Source organism: Bradyrhizobium sp. WSM1417 (assembly GCF_000515415.1).
GTDB lineage: Bacteria > Pseudomonadota > Alphaproteobacteria > Rhizobiales > Xanthobacteraceae > Bradyrhizobium.
Genome location: NZ_KI911783.1, coordinates 1,023,944 through 1,047,236, shown reverse-complemented (window position 1 = coordinate 1,047,236; position 23,293 = coordinate 1,023,944). Strand labels below are relative to the sequence as shown.

Genomic DNA, 23,293 nt, shown 5'->3' with positions numbered 1-23,293 from the left:
ACGACACTAATTTTCCCGCACCCGCATCAACAGCGCCAGCCCCGCGACGAAGAACACCACCAGCACGGCCATGCCGGCTTTCTGGCTCGCCGTCACCGCGGTGATCACGCCGATCAGGAGCGGGCCGATGAAGGATGTCACTTTCCCCGTCAGTGCGAACAGACCGAAATACTGCGCGATGCGGTCCTTCGGTGCGAGACGGATCAGGAGCGTGCGAGAGGCGGCTTGCAGCGGACCACCGGCTGCACCGATCAGGCAGCCAAGCACCAGATATGCGCGCTCTGACGCAGCGGCGAACAATGCACCGCCGGGCGCGGGCGGCGCGACCTTGATGAAGAAGATCGAATCCTTGTCGACCAGCAGGATCGCCGCCAGCGCCAGCAGCAGGATCAGCATGCTGCCCGCGATCACGCGCTTCGGCCCGAAGCGATCGTCCAGCTTGCCGCCAAACCACGCGCCGAACGCGCCGGCGATCGCGAGCATGATGCCAAAGGTGCCGTTCTGGATCGTGTGCCAGCCGAACGTGCCCGCCGCATAAATGCCGCCGAAGGCAAACAGCGACACCAGACCGTCGGTGTAGATCATGTTGGCGAGCAGAAATGCCGCAAGCGATTTCTGGTGCGGCAGACCCTTGATCGATTGCTTCAGCTCAGACAAGCCTTCGCGCAGCGCCTCGCGCACCGGACGCTTCGCCGGATAGTCCGGCGTGAACAGGAACATCGGCGTCACGAAAATGATGAACCAAAGCCCGGTCAACGGTCCGGCGGCCCGGTCGCCCTGATGGCTGATGGGGTCGAGCCCGAACAGAGGCGTGAGACCGAGCAACGTGCGGCCGGTCTCGGGATTGGCTGCGAGCAGGCCGAGCACGATGATCAGGCTGACGATGCCGCCGACATAACCCGTCGCCCAGCCGGTGCCGGAAAGCCGCCCGATACGCTCCGGCGGCACCAATGTCGGCATCATCGCATTGTTGAACAGCGTGGCGAATTCCGCGCCGACGCTGGCGAGCGCGACCGCGATGAGCAGCGGCGGAATGATCGAAGGGTCGCCGGGCTTGCCGATCCACAGCGTGCAGGATGCCAGCACCAGCACTGCGCCGAATCCGGCGATCCATGGCTTCCTGCGGCCCGAAGCATCGGCGATAGCCCCCAACACCGGCGACATCAGCGCGATCGCGAGGCCCGCGGCAGCCATCGCAAAGCCCCATAGCGATTGCCCGGTGGCGGGATTCGGCGCAATGCCGGTGGCGAAATAGGGCGCGAACACGAAGGTCGTGATCAGCGTGAAATAAGGCTGCGCGGCCCAATCGAAGAAGATCCAGCTGACGACGGCGCTGCGCGGCGGATAGGTCCGCTGCGCGCCGGCGATGCGCGCATCCGGGGCGATCGTCGTCACTACATAATCCTCATCACGAACAGTTTTGCCTCTGTCGGGGCAAACCGTATAGCATTGCAGCGCTGCATGTGAACTGCCCATGGCCATTGCGGAAGTTTGATGATGTCGTCTTTCTCGACACGGCGGACATTTTTCGCCTTCCTTGCCACTCTGGCGTTCGGACTTCCGGCCGCGACCGCGCAGGATGCGCGGCGGGCCTATGTGCCGCCCGCGCTCGACACGGTGCATGCCGTTCCCGCCGAGCACGGTATGGTCGTGGCGCAGGAGAAAATCTCCGCGCAGGTCGGCGCCGACATCCTGCGGCGCGGCGGCAATGCCGTCGACGCCGCGGTCGCGACCGGCTTTGCGATGGCCGTGACCTATCCGCGTGCCGGCAATATCGGTGGCGGCGGCTTCATGGTGATTCATTCCACTGAGCGCAACGAAGACATCACGATCGACTATCGCGAGACCGCGCCGGCTGCGACCACGCCGCAGATTTTCCTCGGCGCCGACGGCAAGCCCGACGCGGCGAAGTCGCGGGATTCCGCGCTCGGCGTCGGCGTGCCCGGCACCGTCGCGGGTCTTGCGCTGGCCCTGGAAAAATATGGCTCGGGCCGGTTCACGCTGGCGCAACTGCTCGAGCCCGCGATCGCGCTCGCCCGCGATGGCTTCCTCGTCGACGACGACATTGCCGACACGCTGCCGGGTTGGCACAAGCGGCTGGTGCGCTGGCCTTCCTCGGCCAGGATCTTCTCGCGGCCCGATGGCACGCCGCTCGGCGAAGGCGACAGGCTGGTGCAGAGCGACCTCGCCGAAACGCTGTCGGCTGTCGCCGCACAGGGCGCGCGCGGTTTTTACGAGGGGCCGGTCGCAGAGAAGCTCGCCAAAGCCGTGGCTGACGCGGGCGGCATCATGACGCCGGCCGATTTGAAATCCTATCGGGCGGTCATCCGCGCGCCGGTTCGCGGCACCTATCGCGGCTATGACATCGTGTCGATGCCGTTGCCGTCGTCGGGCGGCGTGGTGCTGGTGGAGACGCTCAATATTCTCGAAGGTTTTCAGCTCGCCGATCTGAAGCAGGGATCGCCGGCCTCGCTGCATCTGCTGATCGAGGCCATGAAGCGCGCTTATGCGGACCGGGCGCGCTATCTCGGCGATCCCGCCTTCGTCAACGCACCGATTGCGACACTCACCGCCAAAGACTATGCCGCGAAGCTGCGGGCAACCATCTCCGCCGATCGCGCCACGCCGTCGAAACAGCTCGTTTCCACCGCGACCTCACCGCATGAGGGCAGCAATACCACGCATTTTTCCGTCGTCGACGGCAGCGGCAACGCCGTCAGCAACACCTATACGCTGAACTTCAGCTACGGCGTCGGCCTCGTCGCCGACGGCACCGGCGTGCTGCTCAACAACGAGCTCGACGATTTCACAGCGGCGGTCGGCGCTTCCAATGCCTATGGCCTCGTCGGCTTCGAGGCCAATTTGCCCGGGCCGGGCAAGCGGCCGCTGTCCTCGATGTCGCCGACCATCGTCCTGAAGGACGGCAAGCCGGTGCTGGTGACGGGCTCGCCCGGCGGCAGCCGCATCATCTCGACCGTGCTCCAGGTGATCGTCAACGTCCTCGATTACAAAATGGACGTCGCGGCTGCCGTGGCCGCGCCGCGGCTGCATCACCAATGGTTGCCCGACGAGGTCCGGGTCGAGAGCGGCTTCCCGGATGATGTGCTGCTCGAGCTGAAGGCGATGGATCATCTCATCGTCGCGCCGATGGGACAGACCTCCGCCAATTCGATCGCGGTGACCGCCAACGGGCCGCTCGGCGCGCCCGATCCGCGTAGCCGGGGTGCGGAAGCAGCGGGGCAGTAACTCTGTCCTTGCATGGCGCGAAGTCCGGCGGCCCGCTTGCACGCGCCGCCGCGCGTGCTACCACCGCGAGGCCAGAAGAAACTGCCAAAGAAAACACGGTCGGGAAACGCACATGACCACAGTTGATCCGAACCAGCGCATCGAACGCGCCGAGATCGAGGACACCAGCCTTCTTGCCTTCTATCGCGACATGAACGCGCCGGAGCGGCGGACGTTCTGGGCCTGCGCCGCAGGTTGGGCACTCGACGGTATGGACTTCATGATCTATCCGCTGGTGATCGGCACCATCATCGCGTTGTGGAAGGTCGATGCGGGATCGGCCGGGCTCGCCGGCACCGTGACGCTGCTGGCCTCCGCCATCGGCGGCTGGCTCGGCGGCTATCTCTCCGACCATATCGGCCGGGTCAGAACGCTCCAGATCACCATCATCTGGTTCTCGTTCTTCTCGCTGGTCTGCGCGGTCGTGCAGAATTTCGAACAGCTCCTGATCGCACGCGCGGTGCTGGGCCTCGGCTTCGGCGGAGAGTGGGCGGCGGGCGCCGTGCTGATGGGTGAAGCGATCCGGCCGCAATATCGCGGGCGTGCGGTCGGCTCGGTGCAGTCGGGCTGGGCCGTCGGCTGGGGCCTCGCAGTGCTGTCGCAGGCGATCCTGTTCTCGGCTTTGCCGCCAGAGACGGCATGGCGCTGGATGTTCGTGGTCGGCGCGCTGCCGGCGCTGCTGGTGTTCTACATTCGCCGCTCCGTGACCGAGCCGGAGATCGCGGCTGAGGCCCGTGCCAAGCACGCCGCGAGCGGCAATCGCCCGGCGCTCTGGGAAATCTTTTCCGGTCCGATTCTGAAGACTACGATCCTGGCGTCGCTGATGGCGACGGGCTGCCAGGGCGGCTACTACGCCGTCACCTTCTGGGTGCCGCAGTTTTTGACGAAGGAGCGGCATCTGTCGATCGTCGGCTCGACCGGCTATCTCTCGACCCTGATCATCGGCTCGTTCATCGGCTATCTCACCGGCGCCTGGCTCGCCGACCGGATCGGACGGCGCAATCTGTTCCTGATCTTCTCGATCGGCGCGATGGCGGTTGTGCTGCTCTACACCCAGCTGCCGCTCACCAACGAAATCCTGTGGGTGCTCGGCTTCCCGCTCGGCTTTTTCGCCTCGGGCTATTTCTCCGGCGTCGGCGCGTTCCTGACCGAGCTTTATCCAACGCGACTGCGCGGCTCGGGCCAGGGATTCTGCTACAATTTCGGCCGCGGCATCGGCGCGCTGTTTCCGTTCCTGGTCGGAGCGCTGTCGGCGACGACGTCGCTTGCGAATGCGATCGCGATCTTCGCGGTGGTGGCCTATGCGCTGTTCTTCATCGCCGCCTTCGCGCTGCCGGAGACGCGCGGGCGCGTGCTGCACGCGGACTGATGCAGGCTAGCTATCGTCCGACCTGATACGGCCCGCCCTTTTCGAGGGCGCGGTTGTAAGCCGGCCGCGCGTGAATGCGCTCCAGGAACGCCATCGCCTTGGGGTGGCCAAGCTCGAGCCCGCCGCGCGCCTGGGCTGCCTCGAGCGGAAAGCTCATCTGGATGTCGGCGGCGGTGAACTCGTTGCCGGCGAACCACTCGCTCTTGCCGAGCTCACCTTCCCAATAATCCATGTGCTGCTTGAGCTGCGGATTGACCAGCGCAGTGAGCGCCTGGTTCGAAACCTTGCGCACCAGCGGGCGGAGCAACGCCGGCGCGCGCTTCGGCATCAGCGTGAACAGCAGCTTGAGCAGCAGCGGCTGCATCGCCGAGCCCTCCGCATAGTGCAACCAATAGGTGAAGCGCAGCCGCTCCGGCGTGTTCGGCGGCGGGACCAGCCGGCCGTTGCCGTAGGTGGCGATGAGATATTCGATGATCGCGCCTGACTCGGCGATGGTGGTGCCGTTGTCGGTGATGACGGGCGACTTGCCGAGCGGATGGATGGCGCGGAGCTCCTTCGGCGCGCGCATGTCAGGCTGGCGCTCGTAGCGCACGATCTCGTAGGGCACGCCCAACTCCTCGAGCAGCCACAGCACGCGCTGCGAGCGGGAATTGTTGAGGTGATGAACGGTCAGCATCGCGTGGTCCCCGGGGCTAGGCATGGTCGATCGGCCGCGCGTTCGTGCCAGCCTGGGAACACAATGTCGAGCCATCCGGTCAGATATTTTCATCCGGGTATATTGACCTCGGTAATTCACCCGGATATTAAAGTCGCCACCGTGACCAATATGGCAATGATTCCAATGCAGAAGACTTTCACCGCTTTCCAAGGGCATCGCCGTCTGGTCTCTGGGCCTGCCGGAGAGGTCGCGCTGGTCATCAAGCGGATGGCGGAGCGGCCGGACGAGCCCATCATCATCTTCGAGGATGCCACGGGCCGAACGATCGACTTCGATCTGCGCGGCGGAGACCGCGAGGTGCTGGCGCGGCTGGCGAAGCTTGTGCCGCCCCCGGTTGAGGAGACCCCGTCGCCGAGCGAACCGCGCGGCCGCGGCCGGCCGAAGCTCGGCGTGGTCGCGCGCGAGGTGACGCTGCTGCCACGGCACTGGGAGTGGCTCAGCGCGCAAGCCGGCGGCGCCTCGGTTGCGCTGCGGAAACTTGTCGAAGAGGCGCGGCGCGCCAGTGGCGACAAGGACCGCGAGCGGCAGGCGCGCGATGCGGCTTATCACTTCATGTCGACCATGGCCGGCGATCTGCCGCAGTTCGAGGAAGCATCGCGCGCGTTGTTTGCGGATGACCGGCGGCGATTCATCGGACTGATCGTAGATTGGCCCGCCGACATCCGCGACCACATCGTCAAGCTCGCCTACAGCGATCGCGCTTAGGCGCGCGCCTTCTCCCAACCCCATCGACGGCCAGGCCACGCGCACTTCGCGTGGCAACGCTTTCGCACGCCTGATGAAAGGCCAATCCATGTCCGCCGCCAAGCCGCTCTGGAAGACTTTTCTGCGCTTCCTCGCACCGCTGATGCTGAGCAACGCGCTGCAATCGCTGTTCGGCACCGTCAGCAACGTCTATCTCGGCCAGATGATCGGGATCGACGCGCTCGCATCGGTCTCGGTGTTCTTTCCGGTGATGTTCTTCCTGTTCGCCTTCGTCATGGGCCTGAGCACCGGCGCCACGGTGCTGATCGGCCAGGCCTATGGTGCGGGCGAGCAGGGCCGGATCAAGCTCATCGTCGGCACGACGCTCGCGATCGGCCTGATGCTCTCGATTGCAATTGCACTGATCGGCGGCATCTTCAGCCGCCAATTGATGACGATGCTCGCCACGCCCCCGGACATTCTCGACCAGGCCAGCGCCTATGCCCGCATCATGCTGCTCACCATGCCGCTCGGCTTCGTCTTCCTGCTGATGACGGCGATGATCCGCGGCGTCGGCGATGCGCTGACGCCGCTGCTGGCGCTGGCCTTGTCGACCGCGATCGGCTTGATCCTGACGCCGGTGCTGATCCGGGGGTCGTTCGGATTGCCGGCGGCCGGCATCACCAGCCCGGCCTGGGCCGCGGCGATCGCCAACGCTCTGACGCTGATCGCGCTGGCGGCCTATCTGCTGCGAAGAAACCATGCGCTGGCACCGGACGCTGCACTGCTGCGCCATCTGCGGCTCAATCGTGTGGTGCTGGGACAGATCCTCGGCATTGGACTGCCGAGCGCGATCGGCATGGTGGTGATGGCGATCGCCGAGCTGGTGCTGCTCGGCCTCGTCAACGGCTTCGGCTCGAACGCAACCGCGGCTTATGGCGCGGTCAACCAGGTAATGGGCTACACGCAGTTCACGGCGATGTCGATTTCAATCGCGGTCTCGATCCTCGGCGCCCAGGCGGTCGGCCGCGGCGACAGAGCGGGGCTCGACGGCATCGTACGCACCGGACTTGCGTTCAACATCGTCCTGACGGGCGGGCTGGTGGCACTGATCTATCTCACGCCTCGGGCCGTGCTCGGCATCTTCATCACTGACGACACCGTGCTCGATCTGGCGAAGCGCTTGCTCAACATCGCGCTGTGGAGCTCGGTGCCGTTCGGCCTGGCGACGGTGTTTTCCGGTGCGATGCGCGCTGCCGGCGTGGCACTGACGCCAATGCTGCTCGCGATCTTCGCCATCGGAGCAATCGAGCTGCCGTCCGCGGTGATCCTGAGCCGCACGATCGGCCTTGAGGGTGTGTGGGCTGCCTATCCGATCGTATTCTGCGCCATGTTCCTGTTGCAGATGGGCTATTACCTTCTGGTGTGGCGCAAGCGGACGATCCGGCGTCTGTCCTGACGAACATCAAGAGATTATGACCGTCATTAAAAGGTGGACCCGCGGCGTGCGCTGCGCCACAATGCGAAAAAGCGACGTCAGGGAGGATGATTTTGACCCGCACAGCCCCGCAATTCCTGTTCGATTTCGGCAGCCCGAACGCCTATCTCAGTCATCTCGCGATTCCGGCGATCGAGCAGCGCATCGGCGTCAAGTTCGAGTACGTGCCGATCCTGCTCGGCGGCATCTTCAAGTCGACCAACAACAAGTCGCCGGCCGAGACGCTTGCCGGTGTCAAGAACAAGCGGGAATTCCAGGCGGTCGAGACCGAGCGCTTCGTCAAGCGCTTCAAGGTGCAGCCCTATGTCTGGAATCCCTTCTTCCCGGTCAACACGCTGAACCTGATGCGCGCGGCAATCGCGGCGCAGCTCGAAGGCGTGTTCGAAACATACGTCGAGGCCACCTTCCATCACATGTGGCGCGAGCCGAAGAAGATGGACGATCCGGAAATCGCGGCGAAGGCGCTGGCGTCCTCCGGCCTCGACGCGCAAAAGCTGTTCACCCGTGCCGGGGAACCCGAGGTGAAGGGCAGACTGATCAAGAACACCGAGGAGGCCGTCGCGCGCGGCGCGTTCGGCTCGCCGACCTTCTTCGTCGGCGACGAGATGTTCTTCGGCAAGGAACAGTTGCGCGAGGTCGAGGAGATGGTCTCGGGGAAGTGATTTTCTCGAAGTAGGGAAACCGAACAATCTCCTCGAGGTCGTCCTGGCGAAAGCCAGGACCCATAACCACCGAATCGCGTTTGGCGATAGGCTGGGGCTCCGACTTGTCCGACAAGAGGCAGTCGGGGTAATGGGTCCTGGCTTTCGCCAGGACGACGAAAAGAACCAACAACAAGGACGATCCCATGCGTATCCTCGTGGTCGGCGCTGGCGCCATCGGCGGCTATTTTGGTGGAAGGCTGCTGCAGGCCGGCCGCGACGTCACCTTCCTGGTCCGGCCACGGCGCGCCACCGAGCTCGCGAGCGCGGGTCTTGTCATCAAGAGCCCGAACGGCGACGTGACCTTGAAGAATCCGCCGACCGTTCAGGCCGACGCGCTCAAGGACAAGTTCGACGTCGTGCTGCTCAGCTGCAAGGCCTTCGACCTCGACGACGCCATCAAGTCGTTCGCGGCAGCAGTCGGGCCGAATACCGCGATCATCCCGATGCTCAACGGCATCAAGCATCTCGACATCCTCGACGACAAGTTCGGCAAGGAGCGCGTGCTCGGTGGCCTCTGCGCCATCGCCGCAACGCTCAACGAGAAGCGCGAGGTGGTGCAGCTCCAGCCGATGCAGTCGATCAATTACGGCGAGCGCGACGGCAAGCTGTCGGATCGCGTCAAGGCGATCGACGAAGCCTTCAAGAGCGGCATCGCTGGTGCCACCGCCAGCCAGAACATCATGCAGGACATGTGGGAGAAGTGGGTGTTCCTCTCCTCGCTGGCGGCGTCCACCAGCCTGATGCGCACCTCTGTCGGCAACATCCTCGCTGCTCCCGGCGGCAGGGATTTCCTGCTCGGCATGCTGGACGAGACCAGCGCGATCGCCGCCGCGTCAGGCTATACGCCGGGCGGGCCGTTCTTCGAGCGCGTGAAGGGCAACCTCACTACCGAGGGTTCACCGATGACGGCCTCGATGTTCCGCGACGTCAAGGCGGGTCTGCCGGTCGAGGCCGATCACGTCATCGGCGACCTCATCGCGCGCGCCGACGCCGCCAAGGTGCCGGTGCCGAAGCTGCGCATCGCGTACACACATTTGAAGGCGTATGAGAAGCAGCGGGCTAGCTGACCGCACCTTCCGCTATTTGAAATACGCGAGATAGTGCGAGACGGTGGTGATTTCCTCATCACTCATGTGATAGGCGACATCGGCCATCGCAGCGCCTCCACCGCCGACGCGCTGGCTGCTCTTGTAGTCGTGCAGCGCCTTGATCAGGTATTCCTCGCGCTGGCCCGCGAGCCGCGCGACGGCCTTGGTGCCGGCAAAATTATCCGTATGGCATGAGGCGCAGCGGCGGCCGACGGCCACTTGGGCGCCCTTTTTCGACAGGTCCGGATCCTTGTCTTCCGCCGCTATCGGCGGCGTCAGCGCGGCGAAATAGGCGCCGAGATTGCGAACGTCCTCATTGGTGATCTCCTCGGCGATCGGCTGCATCTGGTCGTTCTTGCGCGAGCCGGCGCGAAAAAACACCAGCTGCCATTGCAGGAATTGATCGGGTTGGCCGGCGAGCGAAGGGATGTTCTCGGTCTGCGAGATGCCGTTCTCGCCGTGACAGCCGGTGCAGACGGCGGCCTTCTCCTTGACCGCGGCATTGTCAGCGGCGCTTGCGGCGAGAGAACCGAGCGCGAGAAGCGCAGCCGCGCTGATTGCGTGCGAGATGAATTGCCGGCGCATGATTGGAATTTCCGATCTGTCGAACGCTCATTCCGGGGCGGCGAAGCGCGTGCCCGGAGTTCGATAACCCCCGTTCGTCACTATGGGTTCCGGACTTCTACGTAAGCAGGAACGACAGCGTGCGAAATTGAAATGAGAAAGGCTGCGGCGCCCCTCGGCACCGCAGCCTCGTGTCGTCTTAGGCTACTTCTTGCTGTAGCTGATGCGGTAGATCGCGCCGGCCCAATCGTCGGCGACGAGGATCGAGCCGTCCTTGGCGAGGATGATGTCGTCGGGACGGCCGAGATAGCCCTGGTCGCCCTCGATCCAGCCGGAGGCGAACACCTCCTGCTTGGCGTTCTTGCCGTCGGGACCGACGATCACGCGCATGATGCGGCCGCCCTGGTACTTGTGACGATTCCAGGAGCCGTGCTCGGCGATCAGGATGTTGTTCTTGTACTCGGCCGGAAATTGGTCGCCGGTATAGAACTTCATGCCGAGCGGAGCGACGTGAGCGCCGAGGTTCAGCACGGGCGGCGTGAACTCGGAGCATTTGTGGCCCATCGCGAACTTGGTGTCCGGCAGGTCACCCTGGTGGCAGTAGGGATAGCCGAAGTGCTCGCCGATCTTGCTGATCATGTTCAGCTTGTCCGAGGGCAGATCGTCGCTGATCCAGTCGCGCGCATTCTCGGTGAACCAGAACTTGCCGGTGCGCGGATCGACGTCGCCGCCGACCGAATTGCGAACGCCGAGCGCGTAGATTTCCGCATTGCCGGTCTTGGGATCGACGCGGCGGATCTGCGAGACGCTGGTCGGGGGCACGCCGATGTTGAAGGGCGGTCCGAACGGAATGTAGAACCAGCCTTCCTTGTCGACCGCGATGTACTTCCAGCCATGCGCGGCATAGGACGGCATGTCGTCATAGACGACCTTGCCCTCGCCGGGATTGTCGAGCTTGTTCTCGATGTCGTCGTAGCGGATCAACTTGTCGACCGCGATGACGTAGAGCGCACCGTCCTTGACGGCCAGACCCGTGGGCATGTTCAGCCCCTTGAGGATGGTCTTGACCTCTTTCTTTCCGTTGTTGTCCTTGATGGCGTAGACGTTGCCGAGGCCGAACGAGCCGACGAACAGCGTGCCCTTGTCACCCCAGGCCATCTGCCGCGCGGCCAGCACGCCGGACGCGTAGACTTCCATCTTGAAGCCCGGCGGCAGCTTGACCTTCTTGACGATGTTGGCGAGCTCGGAATCGGACGCGCCGGTGGGCGGACCCGACGGCGGCGCCAGGCCCTTCTGCGCCTCGGTCTCGTCGCCGAGGAACCAGTCGTCCGGCGGATGGGTCCAGAACTCCTTGGTGCCGGATTCGTATTTCTTCAGCGGCTTGTTCTTGTCCTGCTGCTGCGCGTGACCGGCGCTTGTCCCCGCGAGAAGGGCAACCGCTGCAAGCGCCAGGATAGATTGAAAGACGGATCGATGGAATTTCATCGCGTCACTCCCCTAAGGCAGCCATCAGGGCTGCACATTTATTTTATTTTGCTATCGAGAGGCGAAGTTCGGACTGTCGAGAGGACAGGCGCGAAAGGTTAGCACATCTGCGAGCGGTGAGAAGCGCGCCGCGTGCGCTGCGATAGCGCTCATTAAAAATTGAGACGGAAAGTCAACGATGGCGAATCCGGCGACGACACCGCTCTCGCTGCAGCGCGGAATCAAGATCACGCGCCGCTAATTTGCAGGCAGCAGGAGGTCCGGAACAAAAAAACGCGAAAACAACCCCATGCACAGTAGAATGGCTCTGGCCATCTTGCTGCCGGTGACCCCGGGTAGACATCTGACGCGTCGAGCGAATTAGCAAAGGTGGCGACTACTGGGCGACGGGGTAGGGACCGTCGTTGAAAATCGTCTCATGATAGCCTTTCGAGCCGACATCCCGCGCCAGCATGCTGCGAAAATCGCGATCATCGCGAAGACAGTTCAGGACATGCGCGAAGTCGAATTCGGGCCGCCAGCCCAGCTCGCGCCGCGCGCGCTCGTTCACATAGACGCGGTCGATCGCGGGGAACAGCCGCCAGCCGCGCGCCGCATAGAGCTCCTCACAATCCGGATAGAGCTCGCGCACGAGACCGGTCGCGTCGCGCGCCAGCGCAGCGAGATGGCGCTGCTCGAACGGGCTCGTGGCCGACAGGATGTAGCGGGTAAACCCGATGTCCGGCGCGCGCTCGGCGGCGAGCAGATGGGCGCTCACCGCGTCCGCGATATCCAGCCGGCGATAGAGCAGCTCGTTGGCCTGCGCATTCTCCGGCGCGTAAGCCGACCGCATCGCCGGATCGTCATCGTCTTCCGGGAAGAAGCGCGAGGTCCTCAAGACCACGACAGGCAGGCCGCGCTCGCGACGGAACAGCTCGCAGAGAGTCTCTGCCATGAGCTTGGTCGTGCCGTAGATGTTCTTCGAGATCGGCCGCAGGTCCTCGGTGACCCACACCGCGGCCTGTCCCGCCTCGGAGCGAAGCTGCGAGCCGAACGCGCTGGTGGTGCTGGTTAAGACAAAGCTGCGCACGCCGGCGACCACAGCCGCTTCGAGCAGGTTGAGCGTGCCGATGACGTTGGTGTCGATGAAGGCTTGCTTGCTGTGGGTCGCCACATGCGGCTTGTGCAACGTCGCGGTGTGGATCACGGCGGTGACGCCGTCCATCTGGCCCCGCACGAAATTGGGATCGACGATCGAGCCGACGGCATCGGTGAAGGGCGACGCCTTCAGGTCGATCCCACGCGCAGGCGAACCGCGCCCGCGGAGCGTGCGGAGAAGGGCTTCACCGAGATGGCCCGCGCTGCCGGTAACCAGAATCGTCATTCGTGACCCAATACAGCCGCCAGCCGCGTGGAAGACCACGTGCCCGTCCGGTTCGGCTGGATGCTTGGGAAAAATTGGAGCGGGCGAAGGGGCTCGAACCCTCGACCCCGACCTTGGCAAGGTCGTCAGGGATGGGAAATGTGGGCATATGTTGCCAACGTAAAAACCCGGCTTAACCCTGATTCAATTGACATTTTGCGCTTCGCGCCGTTTTGTGGTTGGCATACTATCACAGAACAAAATGCGAGCATTCTTTACCCTGCTTTACCCTGAGACCGTCATGCCTGTCTTGAAGCTGACCCGCGACAGGGTCGAAGGTGCGAAGCCCTCTGGCACCCGCTATGAGGTCAGGGACGCGGCTTGTCCAGGCCTACACCTTGTCGTGCAGCCGTCCGGCGCGAAGTCATGGGCGTTCCGTTATGTGATCGCGGGGGCTACCCGGAAGCTGACCCTGGGCCAGTATCCTGCACTGACGCTCGACATGGCCCGCGCCGACGCGGCGATGGCGCGGGGCGAGGTCGCCAAGGGCGGCGACCCAGCCGGGCTGAAGGCCGAAACCCGTAAGACGGCACCGGCAAACACGGTCTTGGCCGCATTCAAAGCCTATGACCTGGGCCACCTTTCATGGGGCCGCGAGTACATCGACCACGAAACCGGCGAGCGCAGCCGCGCCAAGGCGGTTGAGCCGGCCATCGGCGAAGAAACTGCCGCCGCGACCCGGTCGTTCTTCCTGCGTCGCGTGCTGCCCCTGTGGGGCCGTCGCCCGGTCGGTTCCATCACCCGGCAAGACGTGGTCGTCTTGCTGGACGACCTGAAGGGCTACAAGGACGCCCGGCGCAAGGGGAAGACACGCCTGTCGCATTTCTTCGGCTGGACGATGGACCGCAACGCGACTGTGACCGTCAATCCGGCAGCAGGCGTGCAGACCGGCGAGATCGCACCGAGCCGAGAGCGCGCCTTGACTGACGCCGAGTTGCGCGCCGTGTGGCTAGCGTGCGGTTCGTTAGCGAATTTCGGCGCGATGGTTAAGACCATGATTTTGACGCTCGCCCGCCGGTCCGAAGTGTCCGACATGCCAATTTGCGAACTGTCGAAGTCGATGTGGTCCCTTGACGGAACTCGCACAAAGAACGGCCGCCCGAACGAAATCGCAAGAACCCCTTTGCTTAACGACGTGCTGGCGTCCGTGAAGCGCGGCGACGACACGGCGTTCGTGTTCGAAGGCCGCCATCATAACCGTCCCATCGGCGGCTTCAGTGACCTAAAGCAGAAGCTTGACGCGCTGACCGGCGACGCGGTCGCACCATGGACGCTGCACGACCTGCGGCGTACGGGGACAAGCGTCATGCAGCGGTTAGGGATTCCGTTCGAAGTTCGCGAAGCCTGTTGCAACCACACGATCAAGGGTGTCGCCGGCGTTTACAATCGGCACGACTACTCCAACGAAAAGCGCCAAGCCTTCGAAGCGCTTGCCGCTGAAGTGGCGCGGATTGTCAACGGTGAACAGGATTCCAAAGTCGTGCCGCTGCGCCGCTAACGTTCCTTTGACTTTTTCAGGCGGCAGGATAAATACCAGGCAATGGCCCCGTACAAATCTGGACGCGCAATCCAGTTCGGGGCACTCCTCAGAAGCCTCCGACGCAAAGTCGGCCTCTTAGCTGGGGAAGGCAATAATGCCTGCCGTTCCGCAACGGCGATGCATTAGCCCTGTAATCCGTCCTTGCGCGATAACGCGTTTAGGTTTGGGCACATAGACTAGCGAGCGGGGCTAGAACCTCTGACGCCGTCGCGCAAGCGATGCGTGGGAGACTAGCTATGCCTATGCCTGGCAACGTCATTGAACCATCCGAACTACCCAAGCTGAAGCGCTACCTTAGAGTCGCCGGCGTCCGCGCCAGATACGGCGACACATCCGACGAATGGATTCGCCGTAAGACGCGCGAAGCCGCATTCCCTTCGCCCTACTACATCGACGGGGCCGACCGCTTTTGGTCCGTGGAAGAGTTGGACGCGTGGGACGTCGCTACGCTGAAGCGCGAGCCGCAACGGCCGCGAAAGTTGGTGCGGTCATGAAGCGCGAACGCATCAACCTAATCGACCTCCGCCAAGCGTGCGCGATCATTGGCGGATCTAAGCCCATTTCGCGAAGCACTTTCTATCAAGGAATCGCCGCCAGGCGATATCCGCAGCCCGTGCGGGTAGCGCCGCATACGGTGCGATGGCAAAAACGCGAAATAGAAGCGTGTGTCCGTGCCGCCATCAATGCGCGTCGGCGCATGCTCAAATCGACGCCGCTAAAGCGGTCAAAGACAGCTTCGAAAAGGTGTACCCATGGCCAGCCGTGACCGCATCAGCATTGAATATCTTTGCGCTCTGTGTCGCCGCGCGCTCGCGCTGCGTGACGCTGCGATGTATTCCGCCACTGCGGAAGAGCTCAACCGGTGGGAGTGGGATATCCGATCCTTTGTCGGACAGGCAGAGCAAGAATGGCCGTTCGCGCCGCATTACGGCGTCATCGTTTGCGTAAGTGACGGTTGGAATTTGGTCAGGTACGACGACCGCCCAATGGATGAAGCGATGCGAAAGATGCGCGGCTTCTATCGGCTTTAAGAAAATATCCCCCCGCCGTGTTGAGTCACTAACACGGCGGGCAGTCGGTACCAGACATGAAGGGTTGGGTTAATGCCCCAGAGTTCGAAAACTGCCCAAGTAACATTGGGCGATCCCGCCAGGGCGGCCGCCGCCATCCTGCGCATCAGGCCGAAGGGTCTTGTGAAGTTGACAGCCATCGACCCGATCGGCTCGAAGGACGTGATGCGCGGCACGAAGTGCTTCAAGTTGCCGGAAGATCGCGATTCGCTACGCCGCTGGATTGCTGCGCGCGACGGCAAAGAGAACTTGTACCTTGAACCGAACCCGCCGCGCGCCCACGCTGACAAGCGGTCAAAGGAATCGGATATCGCCGCCGTCGAATATGCCTACGTCGATTGCGATCCGAAGAACGGCGAAGACCCGGCCGCAGCACAAGAGCGACTCCGCGAACGGCTAGCGTCGGGCGACGTGCCCGAACCGACGTTCGTCTATTCGTCGGGCGGCGGCGTAGTCGCTTTGTGGCGGCATGCCAAGCCCATCACGGACCTTGAACAGGCAAGGGCGATCAACATCGGACTCGCGCGAGCGCTCGGCGGCCAGACGGAAGGCTTTGATTCGTGTCAGTCGATTGACCATCTGTACCGCGCGCCACACACGACTAACATTCCCAATGAGAAGAAGCGCGCCAAGGGCCGCAAGACGACTGTCGCGGGTGGCTTGGAAGGCGACGCGGCGCGGCGCTACACGCCCGACGAACTGCCGAAGGGGCAGGTCGCCGAAGTCCATGACGCGCCGGGGCTCGGCGATGTGCCCGACGTGGCACTTGACGACCTGCCGATTAGCGACACGTTGAAGGAAATCATCCGCGACGGCCGGTCGGAGAACTGCGACGCGCCCGACGACGACTCGAATTCCGGTTGGCGCATGAAGGCAATCAACCTGATGGCCGCCGCTGGCATCACGCAAGAACAGATTGTCGGACTCTTCGATGAGCGGGCGAACGGCGACCTTGTCGATGCGTTGCATGAGAAGCACGGCAGCAGGGCTGCGGTGCGCAAGCGTATTCGTGACGAATACGCCAAGGCGCAAGCTTACATTGCGGAAGGCAGGAAGGATGATTTTGCCGACGACTTGGACCTGCTCGACGATGACGATGCCAAAACAGTCGTGAGGCTGAAGCCGAAGAAAACGACGAAGGCGAATCCTTACGCGGGCGTTTCGCTCGCTGCCATTCTCGCGACGAAGCCGCCGAAGTGGACACTTGAAGGCATTATTCCGAAAGGGTCGTTCTTCGAAATCTTCGGACGCGAGAAGGCAGGCAAGACGTTTTGGGCCTTGCATTTGGCGCTGTGCGTGGCGACGGACAACGATTGCTTCGGGCGGGCAGTCGCGCCGGGCCGTGTCCTCTACATCATCGCCGAAGGCAACCGCCGCCTGTTCGCAAATCGAGTCCTTGCGTGGATTAAGGGGCAGGCGGGCAACAACGCGGAGCGCGCCGCAGAACTGCGCGCGGCCATCGACCAAAACTTCCGCATGGTCCCTATCCCAGTTTACATGAACCGCGAGAAGGACGCCAAAGCGTTGGTAGAGGCGAACCCCGGCCGTTGGTCAATGATGGTTATCGATACGCTCTTCCGCAACATGGAAGGGGACCCCAATGGTTCGCAGGACATGAGTCGTTTCGTCAAGGGAATCGATTTCGTGCGGACTCGGCTGCGCGCAACCATGCTGTTGCTGCATCATCCCGGCCACTCGAATACGGAACGCTCGCAAGGTTCGTCCGCGCTCGCCGCCGCCATTGACGGCCGGGTCCGGTTCTTCATCGGCAAGGATAAAAAAACGCGCGTGTGGCAAGTCATGTTCCTTCGTGATGGCAAGGTGCCTGAAAAGCCGGACGCCTTCGAACTAGTCCCCGCCGTGGTCGAAGTCGGCGGCGTCACTTATGACTGGGACGACCCGAACGACGACAGCGAAGTGACGTTGCCGGACGTGGTGTCGCCGTACCTGTCCAAGATCGAAGTGCCTTCCGCAGCCAAGGACTTCGGCGGCGAACTGACCGACGAAGAGGAACTCTTGATTCGCATCGTCACGGAAACACCAGCGACACAGAAGGCGCTAGAGAACGGCAAGTGGAAGCGGTCGCGGTTATCCCGCACCGTCGCCCTTTGTGTAATGAACAGCTGGCTGGAGAAAGGCACCCTGAAGCCAACAAAGCAGGGCCTCAAACATGCTGAAACGCTGGACGTGGACGACGCGGAAGAGGGGTTTGGATGATTAACCTCCGCTAACCGCAACTAGCAAACTGCTTGCCCCAAAGCACGACTGACGCCGTATGAAACTACTGGTCGAATATCTGCGGTTAAATTTGAACGCTTGGCTGCCGACGAATCCGATTCTACCTTCAAGGACCAATTGTTGCGCTCGCTCAATCCTATCGAACGTTGGCAGCGAAGCGAGCCCAGGCATATGAGCTATCGATGCCGAGACCTAGCGCATCGTAGCGAGAAACTACCACCTGAAAAAATGCTGCATTTCACGTAACATCGCTCGCGCTCGATCTGTGTAAACGCCGTACGAATAGTGGCGGTCCAGCGTAATCAGACCGGCAATGACCATCACAACTGCAATAATCCATTTGAGCATGGGGCAATCCTACCAAGGCTGCGCCTGGTGCACTCCGAATCTTAGCGAAGTTTGGGTGTCTTGATATCGAACGGGGGATTCGCCTCCACCTGTTCATTCGGCTGGCGCCGGCTAGGTCCCAGATAGTCGGGGCGAATTCTATCGCGATCACGCAATTTGTTTCAAAGGCAACGCTGGCGGCGCTCAATGAACACTTCACCAAACAGGAACGGACACTTCGACGTTCCGTCAGTCTCCGCAAGCCGACTCCTCATGAAGTTCAGAAGATCATCCGCCGAAAGGGCGTCGTTGTCATCGTCGTGGAAGTCGAAATAGTATCGCGGCGAATGGGTCCTCCGCGTCGTAAGCCGAGTTTAGCCCGTGTTCTCGTCCGGATGAAATACGGTCTCTATGCCGGTGAATAGGGTCTGCAGAACTAGCGAAGTGTAACAGAGATGCTGGATCGCCCATCATTCTCGATTTGCATTGCCGGATCCACAGACAAAGTCCCGACACCAATTAGGTTAGATGGGCAAAGAGGGAATTAACCGCAGGGCGAAAGTAATTTGCCTCCATATTGCTTTGTCCACCCTGCGAAGGATGAGTGCCGTCAGGGTATAACGCTGCGTTTGCGGCAGCGGAGTCAGGGCCCCAGGTGGGATCGGCTGCCCAATCTACGACGAAGTCGCACTTTCCTTCACTGGGGAAGCGGCGCAGAGCCCCATCGGCGACGGCCCGATTTGCATTAAAGAGACTTTCGTTGCGCGGATTGTGAGTGCTGATTCCGAGCTGGACGATCTTCCCTGAAGACTTAATTGCATCCTGGAATCTAGCCAAGTAGTCAGTAAACGCGGCAAGCCACGCTGAAGCCTCGGTCGAACGAAGATCGTTTTGTCCCGCTTGAACGAACAGGATGTTCGGGACATCTTTGAAAGCGGCGATCACTGAAGCCTGTCGGCGGAGCATATCAGCAAGGAGAGCACCGTCCGTCGCAAAGCACTGCTGACTAGTCTCATGGATAGCGTTTGGGAGGTAGAGGGTATGATACGATATCGTCCTGGCTCCGCCGTTATCGACGCTGGAGCTTGAACCTTCAACAATGAGATGACGCATCAGAGGCATTGGTCTTCTCCCAGTTGCGGATCAACAGTGCAGCTATACGACGAGCATTCGGCTCTACCTAGCTACTCGGCGGGAGCGCATGGCGCCTGCGCTGGTTGCACGACCGGACCCGTGGCTAATCCCGTTCAAGTAATCTGCTTAAGCGGCGCGTTCTATTTGGAACGCGATCGAACTGAGGCGTTTGCTCCCTTGCAGCATAGGAGTCCACAATGCGATCTTCCAGATTTCTCTTTCTGGCGGCCTTCGTTTTGACCAGCACCTCTGTTCTGGCGCAAGCTGGCGGAGGTGGTTCAGGTGGGGCTTCGGGAGGAGGAACAGGCTCGGGCAGCACAGCGGCCGGCTCTATGTCGAGCAGTGGCACCGTGAACGGTACGGGTGGTTCGCCTGGACCGAACACGAGCAACGCTCTTAACCACCAAACCGCGGGAAATCGGCTGGGCACTCCCGATCGGAATGAGAATAACGGCTCGTCTTCCCCCGCTAGCGGCTACGTCACAGATCCTACGATGAACAAGGCAGTGCAGGATTTGGGGAATACCAATACTGGTATTGTAGCGCCTAACCGTTAGCGCTTACGGCGGACGGGCGCCCGCTGTCGGACGCGCGGGTGAAACTAGAAGGAGTTCTATTTTTCAAATGCTCCATACACGATGTTCTTCAGCGCTGTTCTGATTCTTGTCCGGTGGGTGACCGTCTGCGCCATGAATACCACAAACATGTTTTCCTTCGGATCAATCCAGAACGTGGTGCCGCCGGCCCCGGACCACGTCATTTCGCCAACGCTGCCCTCGGTAAAGCTGACACCCGGCTCGGTTCGAACTGCAAACCCGAGCCCGAATCCAAATCCCGGCCCAGGTAGATAGTACGGACCCGGCTGTACGCCAGCAGCGGGTCCAATGTGATTGGAGCCCATGTAAGCCACCGTCTTAGGACTAAGGTAGCGGCGGCCATCCAACGCTCCTCCATTGAGGATCATCTGAGTAAATCGGGCGTAGTCGGTGATCGTCGAGACCATTCCTCCACCGCCGGATTCCCACTTCCGAACGACACGTGGGTCGCTCATAGTCGCTCCAGCTCCGATAGTCCTATCGTTTGGAAATGGCTCGGCGACGAGTGACGCCTTCGAAGGATCAGGCACGTAAAAAGCTGTGTCTTTCATGCCCAGCGGATCGAGGATGCGCTCCTTCTCGAACTCGTACAGCGACTTACCGGAAGTTACTTCGATCACCCGGCCGAGGATGTCGGTAGACTGGCTGTAGTCCCACGTCGTACCCGGCTGATAGGCAAGGGGCAGCTTTGCTAACCGCTCGGCAAACTCTGCATTGTCGAAGTCTCCAGCCGTAAGCTGAGACTCCACATACGCCTTCTTAACCGCTCCTTCGCCAAAGAAACCATAGGTGAGACCAGACGTGTGCCGCATCAGGTCTTGAATGGTTATTGGCTTCTTTGGGGCGACGAGATCGAGCCCGGCGACGCCTTCCTCGCCTTTCTTCTCGACCCCGACCTTCACGTTGGCGAATGCGGGAATGTACTTCGAAAGCGGGTCCTCCAGCTGAAGCTTCCCCTCTTCAACAAGCATCATTGCTGCGACGGTCGTGATCGGCTTCGACATCGAATAGATGCGGAAGATGGTGTTGGCCGTCATCCTTTCATTCGAGGCAGGGTCCCGCACTCCGAAGGTACCAAAATAGGCTGTCTTTCCGTTGCGCTGAATTATCACGACAGCGCCGGGAATCTTCTTTCCTTCGATTTCGCCTTTTATGTAAGCGTCCAAGCGTTCGAGCCCAGGCTTGCTGAAACCGGCCTCTTCAGGACTGACTGTCGCCTCTTGGGCAAGAACTGGATGAAGCGCAACTATCGAGCCAACGAGGGCCAACGCGCCCAGCGTACGAGTGAACGGAAGCATACTGATCCCCTAAGCAGAGCGTGCGAGTTCGCTGCCGACAACTGCCAAAATCCTATACCGGCGCTCGGAAGTGTAAAGCGCCTTCGTTCGGGCCGAGCGAGCTCGGCTGCAACTCGAGCGGAAACGCTGCAGTGCAATGTCCCCTTGATCTCAAACACTCTCCTATTCGCCGTCCGCTTGAAGTGCTTTCGAAGCCACGAAGCTAAGCCGCCCCCAGTGATAGTGACGGAGCGCACATCCCCCAGATGTGCAGCCGGGTAGACCTATTCTACGCCTAACCCTCTTGAAGGATTGTCTGCCATGAAAACCTCTCGCACCTCGCTTTTCACCGCTGCCGGAATTTTCGCAATGAGCCTCTTTGCTAGCTCTGCGCAAACGGCCAACGCTGGCGGCCTAGGACTGGACTGGCTTTCGAACAAACCTTACGTCGAATGTATTAAGCAGGCACGGATGCTTGCCGACGTCAGTAGCATCGTGCGAGGCGCCGTGTACCGGGAGGCTAGCTTTGAGCAAGGCCGCCACCAGTGCAATCGACGCTACTACGGTCACGAATAGGCGCACCGCTCACCACGAGGGCGATAGCGCCAGGTCGGCATGTCGCCCTCTCACCAGCTTGTTGGCTTCGCTAGCTAGACGAAGGGAGGAATTACCGATGCGTTTTCTATTCGCCGGTTTAATTCTGATGTCGATAAGCCTCGGAATGCTTCTTTCGCTCGTGCTCGATAACTGGCTTAGAGGTGGCGCTTACGTTTGGTGGCTCTTGCTCGCCCTTCTCATGTCGTTCGCAATCCTATCCGCAAGTATCACGGTGTTGGCCCGGCTCAGGTGAGCCTCACCGAGGTGACGAGTGCGTTTCGCATCTCATCCTTCTCAATTTCTGATTTGGGATTGTGCTCGCAAAGCTGCCTTGCCAACGGTCGTTAGTTCATACCGCCCAACCGTGAGCCCCACGGCAGCATTCGTGGGTGCTCACAGCGGTACGCAGGCAATCTTGCGGGCCGAATAGTCCGTGCAAACTTCAGCACCCCCAAGAAGGATGGTCCACCTGCCCGCAGAACTACCCGAAACCTCATTGCTGCAGCGCACAAGATATGCTTGCGTTTTAGGCAGGCAAACCGTCATAAGGCGTCGAGATCAAATGGATCGGAGATCTCCTCCGGGACTGATGGATCAAAGGGCAATTTAACATGACCGATTTCTCCAGCATTCAGCAACATCTTACCGCCATTACAACCGCCCAGAGCGATTTCGCAAAGTCGTCGTTCGAGGCCAGCAAGGCGTATTTCGAAAAGCTTGCAGCTGTGAAGTCGCCCGACAAGTTCACGGAGTTGACAGCCGAATACGCCAAGTCTGCACAAGAGACGTTCTTCGCCGAAGCGACCAAGATCGGCGAGCTCTACAGGACGTTTGCGCAGGAAGCCTTCAAGCCGATCACTTCAAGCTTTCTGCCCAAGTGATGGCATAAGCGTCCTCACCAGCCTCAGTCGGTCCGCCTTCAAAGTGACCATTGCCAAAAGCACAATGTCGCGTAGCCGAATATCTTGGCCGGCGGCATTGTGTATCAAACAGGGCCCTGAAACTCCTCAGCAGCTCGTCGAACGGTGCCTCGCTCGCCGCTTCCACCTGCATCGGTGAGCCCCCAGGTAGAGATCCGGCGGCTCCGCGGTCGCAAAGTGGACATCCTTGATTTCCTCGGCCCTTTCCAGAGGCACGCCGAGCGTCAGGCCCTGATCAAGCTAATCTCTGCGCACCAGTTGTAGCTCTATGAGCGCCAGCCTCTGCAAGGCCGCGGGGTCGCGTTCCCCTGCTCCTGCTGTACGCAGGATTGACTCTGCAAGAAGGTTGACGTGAGACGAATGCACCGGCTCGGGCAGGCTCGCGACGGCGGCCTCAAGGGCGGAGGTCATCGCCGCTATCACGTCCGGCGAAAAAGCCGCATTGGCGAAGTTCTGCATAAAAGGCTTTGCTTTGCCGCATCGATCGGCCGACCAACGCCGGGAAAAGGTGGCAGTTCCCACATAGATCGAAGTTGCACGGCCATTTTCATTTATCTCTCTGGAGGCCCAGGGCGGTCCATTTGCAAGAACGGTTAGCCCGGAAGCTTGCCGAGCCAAGGCATCGCCGCCGTGCAGGCGATGGAAATCAGCCTGGTCCGAAACCCAGGACGACCACGAGGGGCGCTGATTGAGCGCAGACCCAGGAACGCACCGAGCAGCGCTCCATAGTTCCTCCTGAACTCGCCATTGAGTTTGGCAATCTTCGACAGTTCTGAAGACGTGTCGTCGGTCATGGA

20 protein-coding genes are annotated in these 23,293 nt (G+C 61.5%); 11 read left to right on the top strand and 9 right to left on the bottom strand.

All coding sequences use genetic code 11. The annotated features are described in order from the left end of the window. Positions 1-6 precede the first annotated feature (6 nt). Entirely contained in the window at positions 7-1,395 is a 1,389-nt protein-coding gene (locus BRA1417_RS0105095; RefSeq protein WP_027514889.1) for an MFS transporter, read from the bottom strand. 99 nt (positions 1,396-1,494) lie between these two features. On the opposite strand from BRA1417_RS0105095, the gene ggt reads away from it, so the two are divergent. Both ggt and BRA1417_RS0105085 read left to right on the top strand, forming a co-directional pair. Further along, positions 1,495-3,246, top strand: a complete 1,752-nt coding sequence (gene ggt, locus BRA1417_RS0105090; protein WP_027514888.1) for a gamma-glutamyltransferase — start codon at positions 1,495-1,497, stop codon at positions 3,244-3,246. A 112-nt stretch (positions 3,247-3,358) separates the two neighbouring features. Continuing rightward, positions 3,359-4,654, top strand: a complete 1,296-nt coding sequence (locus BRA1417_RS0105085) for an MFS transporter (RefSeq protein ID WP_027514887.1) — start codon at positions 3,359-3,361, stop codon at positions 4,652-4,654. A 10-nt stretch (positions 4,655-4,664) separates the two neighbouring features. Here BRA1417_RS0105085 and BRA1417_RS0105080 read toward each other — a convergent pair whose 3' ends face one another. Beyond that, positions 4,665-5,330: a glutathione S-transferase family protein gene (locus tag BRA1417_RS0105080; RefSeq protein WP_027514886.1), complete on the bottom strand. Its 666-nt coding sequence runs from the start codon at positions 5,328-5,330 to the stop codon at positions 4,665-4,667. Between the two features lie 150 nt (positions 5,331-5,480). On the opposite strand from BRA1417_RS0105080, the gene BRA1417_RS0105075 reads away from it, so the two are divergent. The 4 genes from BRA1417_RS0105075 to panE all read left to right on the top strand — a co-directional run bounded on the left by BRA1417_RS0105075 (position 5,481) and on the right by panE (position 9,325). Continuing rightward, positions 5,481-6,077, top strand: a complete 597-nt coding sequence (locus BRA1417_RS0105075) for a DUF2239 family protein (protein WP_027514885.1) — start codon at positions 5,481-5,483, stop codon at positions 6,075-6,077. A gap of 88 nt (positions 6,078-6,165) precedes the next feature. After that, positions 6,166-7,515: an MATE family efflux transporter gene (locus tag BRA1417_RS0105070; protein ID WP_027514884.1), complete on the top strand. Its 1,350-nt coding sequence runs from the start codon at positions 6,166-6,168 to the stop codon at positions 7,513-7,515. Positions 7,516-7,601: 86 nt separating this feature from the next. Next, positions 7,602-8,216 carry a 2-hydroxychromene-2-carboxylate isomerase gene (locus BRA1417_RS0105065; protein WP_035968353.1) on the top strand — a complete coding sequence of 205 codons (615 nt, stop codon included), beginning with the start codon at positions 7,602-7,604 and terminating at the stop codon, positions 8,214-8,216. 185 nt (positions 8,217-8,401) lie between these two features. Further along, on the top strand, positions 8,402-9,325 hold the full coding sequence (panE, locus tag BRA1417_RS0105060) for a 2-dehydropantoate 2-reductase (RefSeq protein WP_027514882.1): 924 nt from the start codon (positions 8,402-8,404) through the stop codon (positions 9,323-9,325). A 12-nt stretch (positions 9,326-9,337) separates the two neighbouring features. Here panE and BRA1417_RS0105055 read toward each other — a convergent pair whose 3' ends face one another. The 3 genes from BRA1417_RS0105055 to BRA1417_RS0105045 all read right to left on the bottom strand — a co-directional run bounded on the left by BRA1417_RS0105055 (position 9,338) and on the right by BRA1417_RS0105045 (position 12,758). Continuing rightward, entirely contained in the window at positions 9,338-9,931 is a 594-nt protein-coding gene (locus BRA1417_RS0105055) for a c-type cytochrome (RefSeq protein ID WP_027514881.1), read from the bottom strand. Positions 9,932-10,114: 183 nt separating this feature from the next. Continuing rightward, on the bottom strand, positions 10,115-11,395 hold the full coding sequence (locus BRA1417_RS0105050) for a sorbosone dehydrogenase family protein (protein WP_027514880.1): 1,281 nt from the start codon (positions 11,393-11,395) through the stop codon (positions 10,115-10,117). Between the two features lie 376 nt (positions 11,396-11,771). Beyond that, positions 11,772-12,758 carry an NAD(P)-dependent oxidoreductase gene (locus BRA1417_RS0105045; protein ID WP_027514879.1) on the bottom strand — a complete coding sequence of 329 codons (987 nt, stop codon included), beginning with the start codon at positions 12,756-12,758 and terminating at the stop codon, positions 11,772-11,774. A 280-nt stretch (positions 12,759-13,038) separates the two neighbouring features. Between BRA1417_RS0105045 and BRA1417_RS0105040 the strand changes: the two genes are divergently transcribed. The 3 genes from BRA1417_RS0105040 (at position 13,039) to BRA1417_RS0105025 (ending at position 17,624) form a co-directional block, all read left to right on the top strand. After that, positions 13,039-14,295, top strand: coding sequence for an integrase arm-type DNA-binding domain-containing protein (locus BRA1417_RS0105040; RefSeq protein ID WP_027514878.1), 1,257 nt, complete (start codon positions 13,039-13,041; stop codon positions 14,293-14,295). Positions 14,296-15,089: 794 nt separating this feature from the next. After that, complete coding sequence (locus tag BRA1417_RS0105030; RefSeq protein ID WP_027514876.1) at positions 15,090-15,368, top strand: hypothetical protein; 279 nt, start codon at positions 15,090-15,092, stop codon at positions 15,366-15,368. Positions 15,369-15,473: 105 nt separating this feature from the next. After that, positions 15,474-17,624, top strand: a complete 2,151-nt coding sequence (locus tag BRA1417_RS0105025; protein WP_027514875.1) for an AAA family ATPase — start codon at positions 15,474-15,476, stop codon at positions 17,622-17,624. An 867-nt stretch (positions 17,625-18,491) separates the two neighbouring features. Here BRA1417_RS0105025 and BRA1417_RS0105015 read toward each other — a convergent pair. Both BRA1417_RS0105015 and BRA1417_RS0105010 read right to left on the bottom strand, forming a co-directional pair. After that, a complete protein-coding gene (locus BRA1417_RS0105015; protein ID WP_027514874.1) occupies positions 18,492-19,094 on the bottom strand; it encodes an SGNH/GDSL hydrolase family protein in 603 nt (200 codons plus the stop codon). Between the two features lie 625 nt (positions 19,095-19,719). Next, positions 19,720-21,000: a serine hydrolase gene (locus tag BRA1417_RS0105010; protein ID WP_027514873.1), complete on the bottom strand. Its 1,281-nt coding sequence runs from the start codon at positions 20,998-21,000 to the stop codon at positions 19,720-19,722. A gap of 300 nt (positions 21,001-21,300) precedes the next feature. Here BRA1417_RS0105010 and BRA1417_RS0105005 point away from each other — a divergent pair, with 300 nt between their 5' ends. Both BRA1417_RS0105005 and BRA1417_RS39530 read left to right on the top strand, forming a co-directional pair. Beyond that, positions 21,301-21,555, top strand: a complete 255-nt coding sequence (locus BRA1417_RS0105005) for a hypothetical protein (RefSeq protein ID WP_035968352.1) — start codon at positions 21,301-21,303, stop codon at positions 21,553-21,555. 632 nt (positions 21,556-22,187) lie between these two features. After that, entirely contained in the window at positions 22,188-22,457 is a 270-nt protein-coding gene (locus BRA1417_RS39530; RefSeq protein ID WP_051448273.1) for a phasin family protein, read from the top strand. Positions 22,458-22,736: 279 nt separating this feature from the next. Here BRA1417_RS39530 and BRA1417_RS0104990 read toward each other — a convergent pair whose 3' ends face one another. Together BRA1417_RS0104990 and BRA1417_RS0104985 are read right to left on the bottom strand one after the other, a co-directional pair. Continuing rightward, the gene (locus BRA1417_RS0104990; RefSeq protein ID WP_027514871.1) at positions 22,737-22,955 is read right to left on the bottom strand and encodes a hypothetical protein; all 219 of its coding nucleotides are present in this window, start codon (positions 22,953-22,955) and stop codon (positions 22,737-22,739) included. A 134-nt stretch (positions 22,956-23,089) separates the two neighbouring features. After that, positions 23,090-23,290, bottom strand: coding sequence for a hypothetical protein (locus BRA1417_RS0104985; protein WP_027514870.1), 201 nt, complete (start codon positions 23,288-23,290; stop codon positions 23,090-23,092). Positions 23,291-23,293 lie beyond the last annotated feature (3 nt).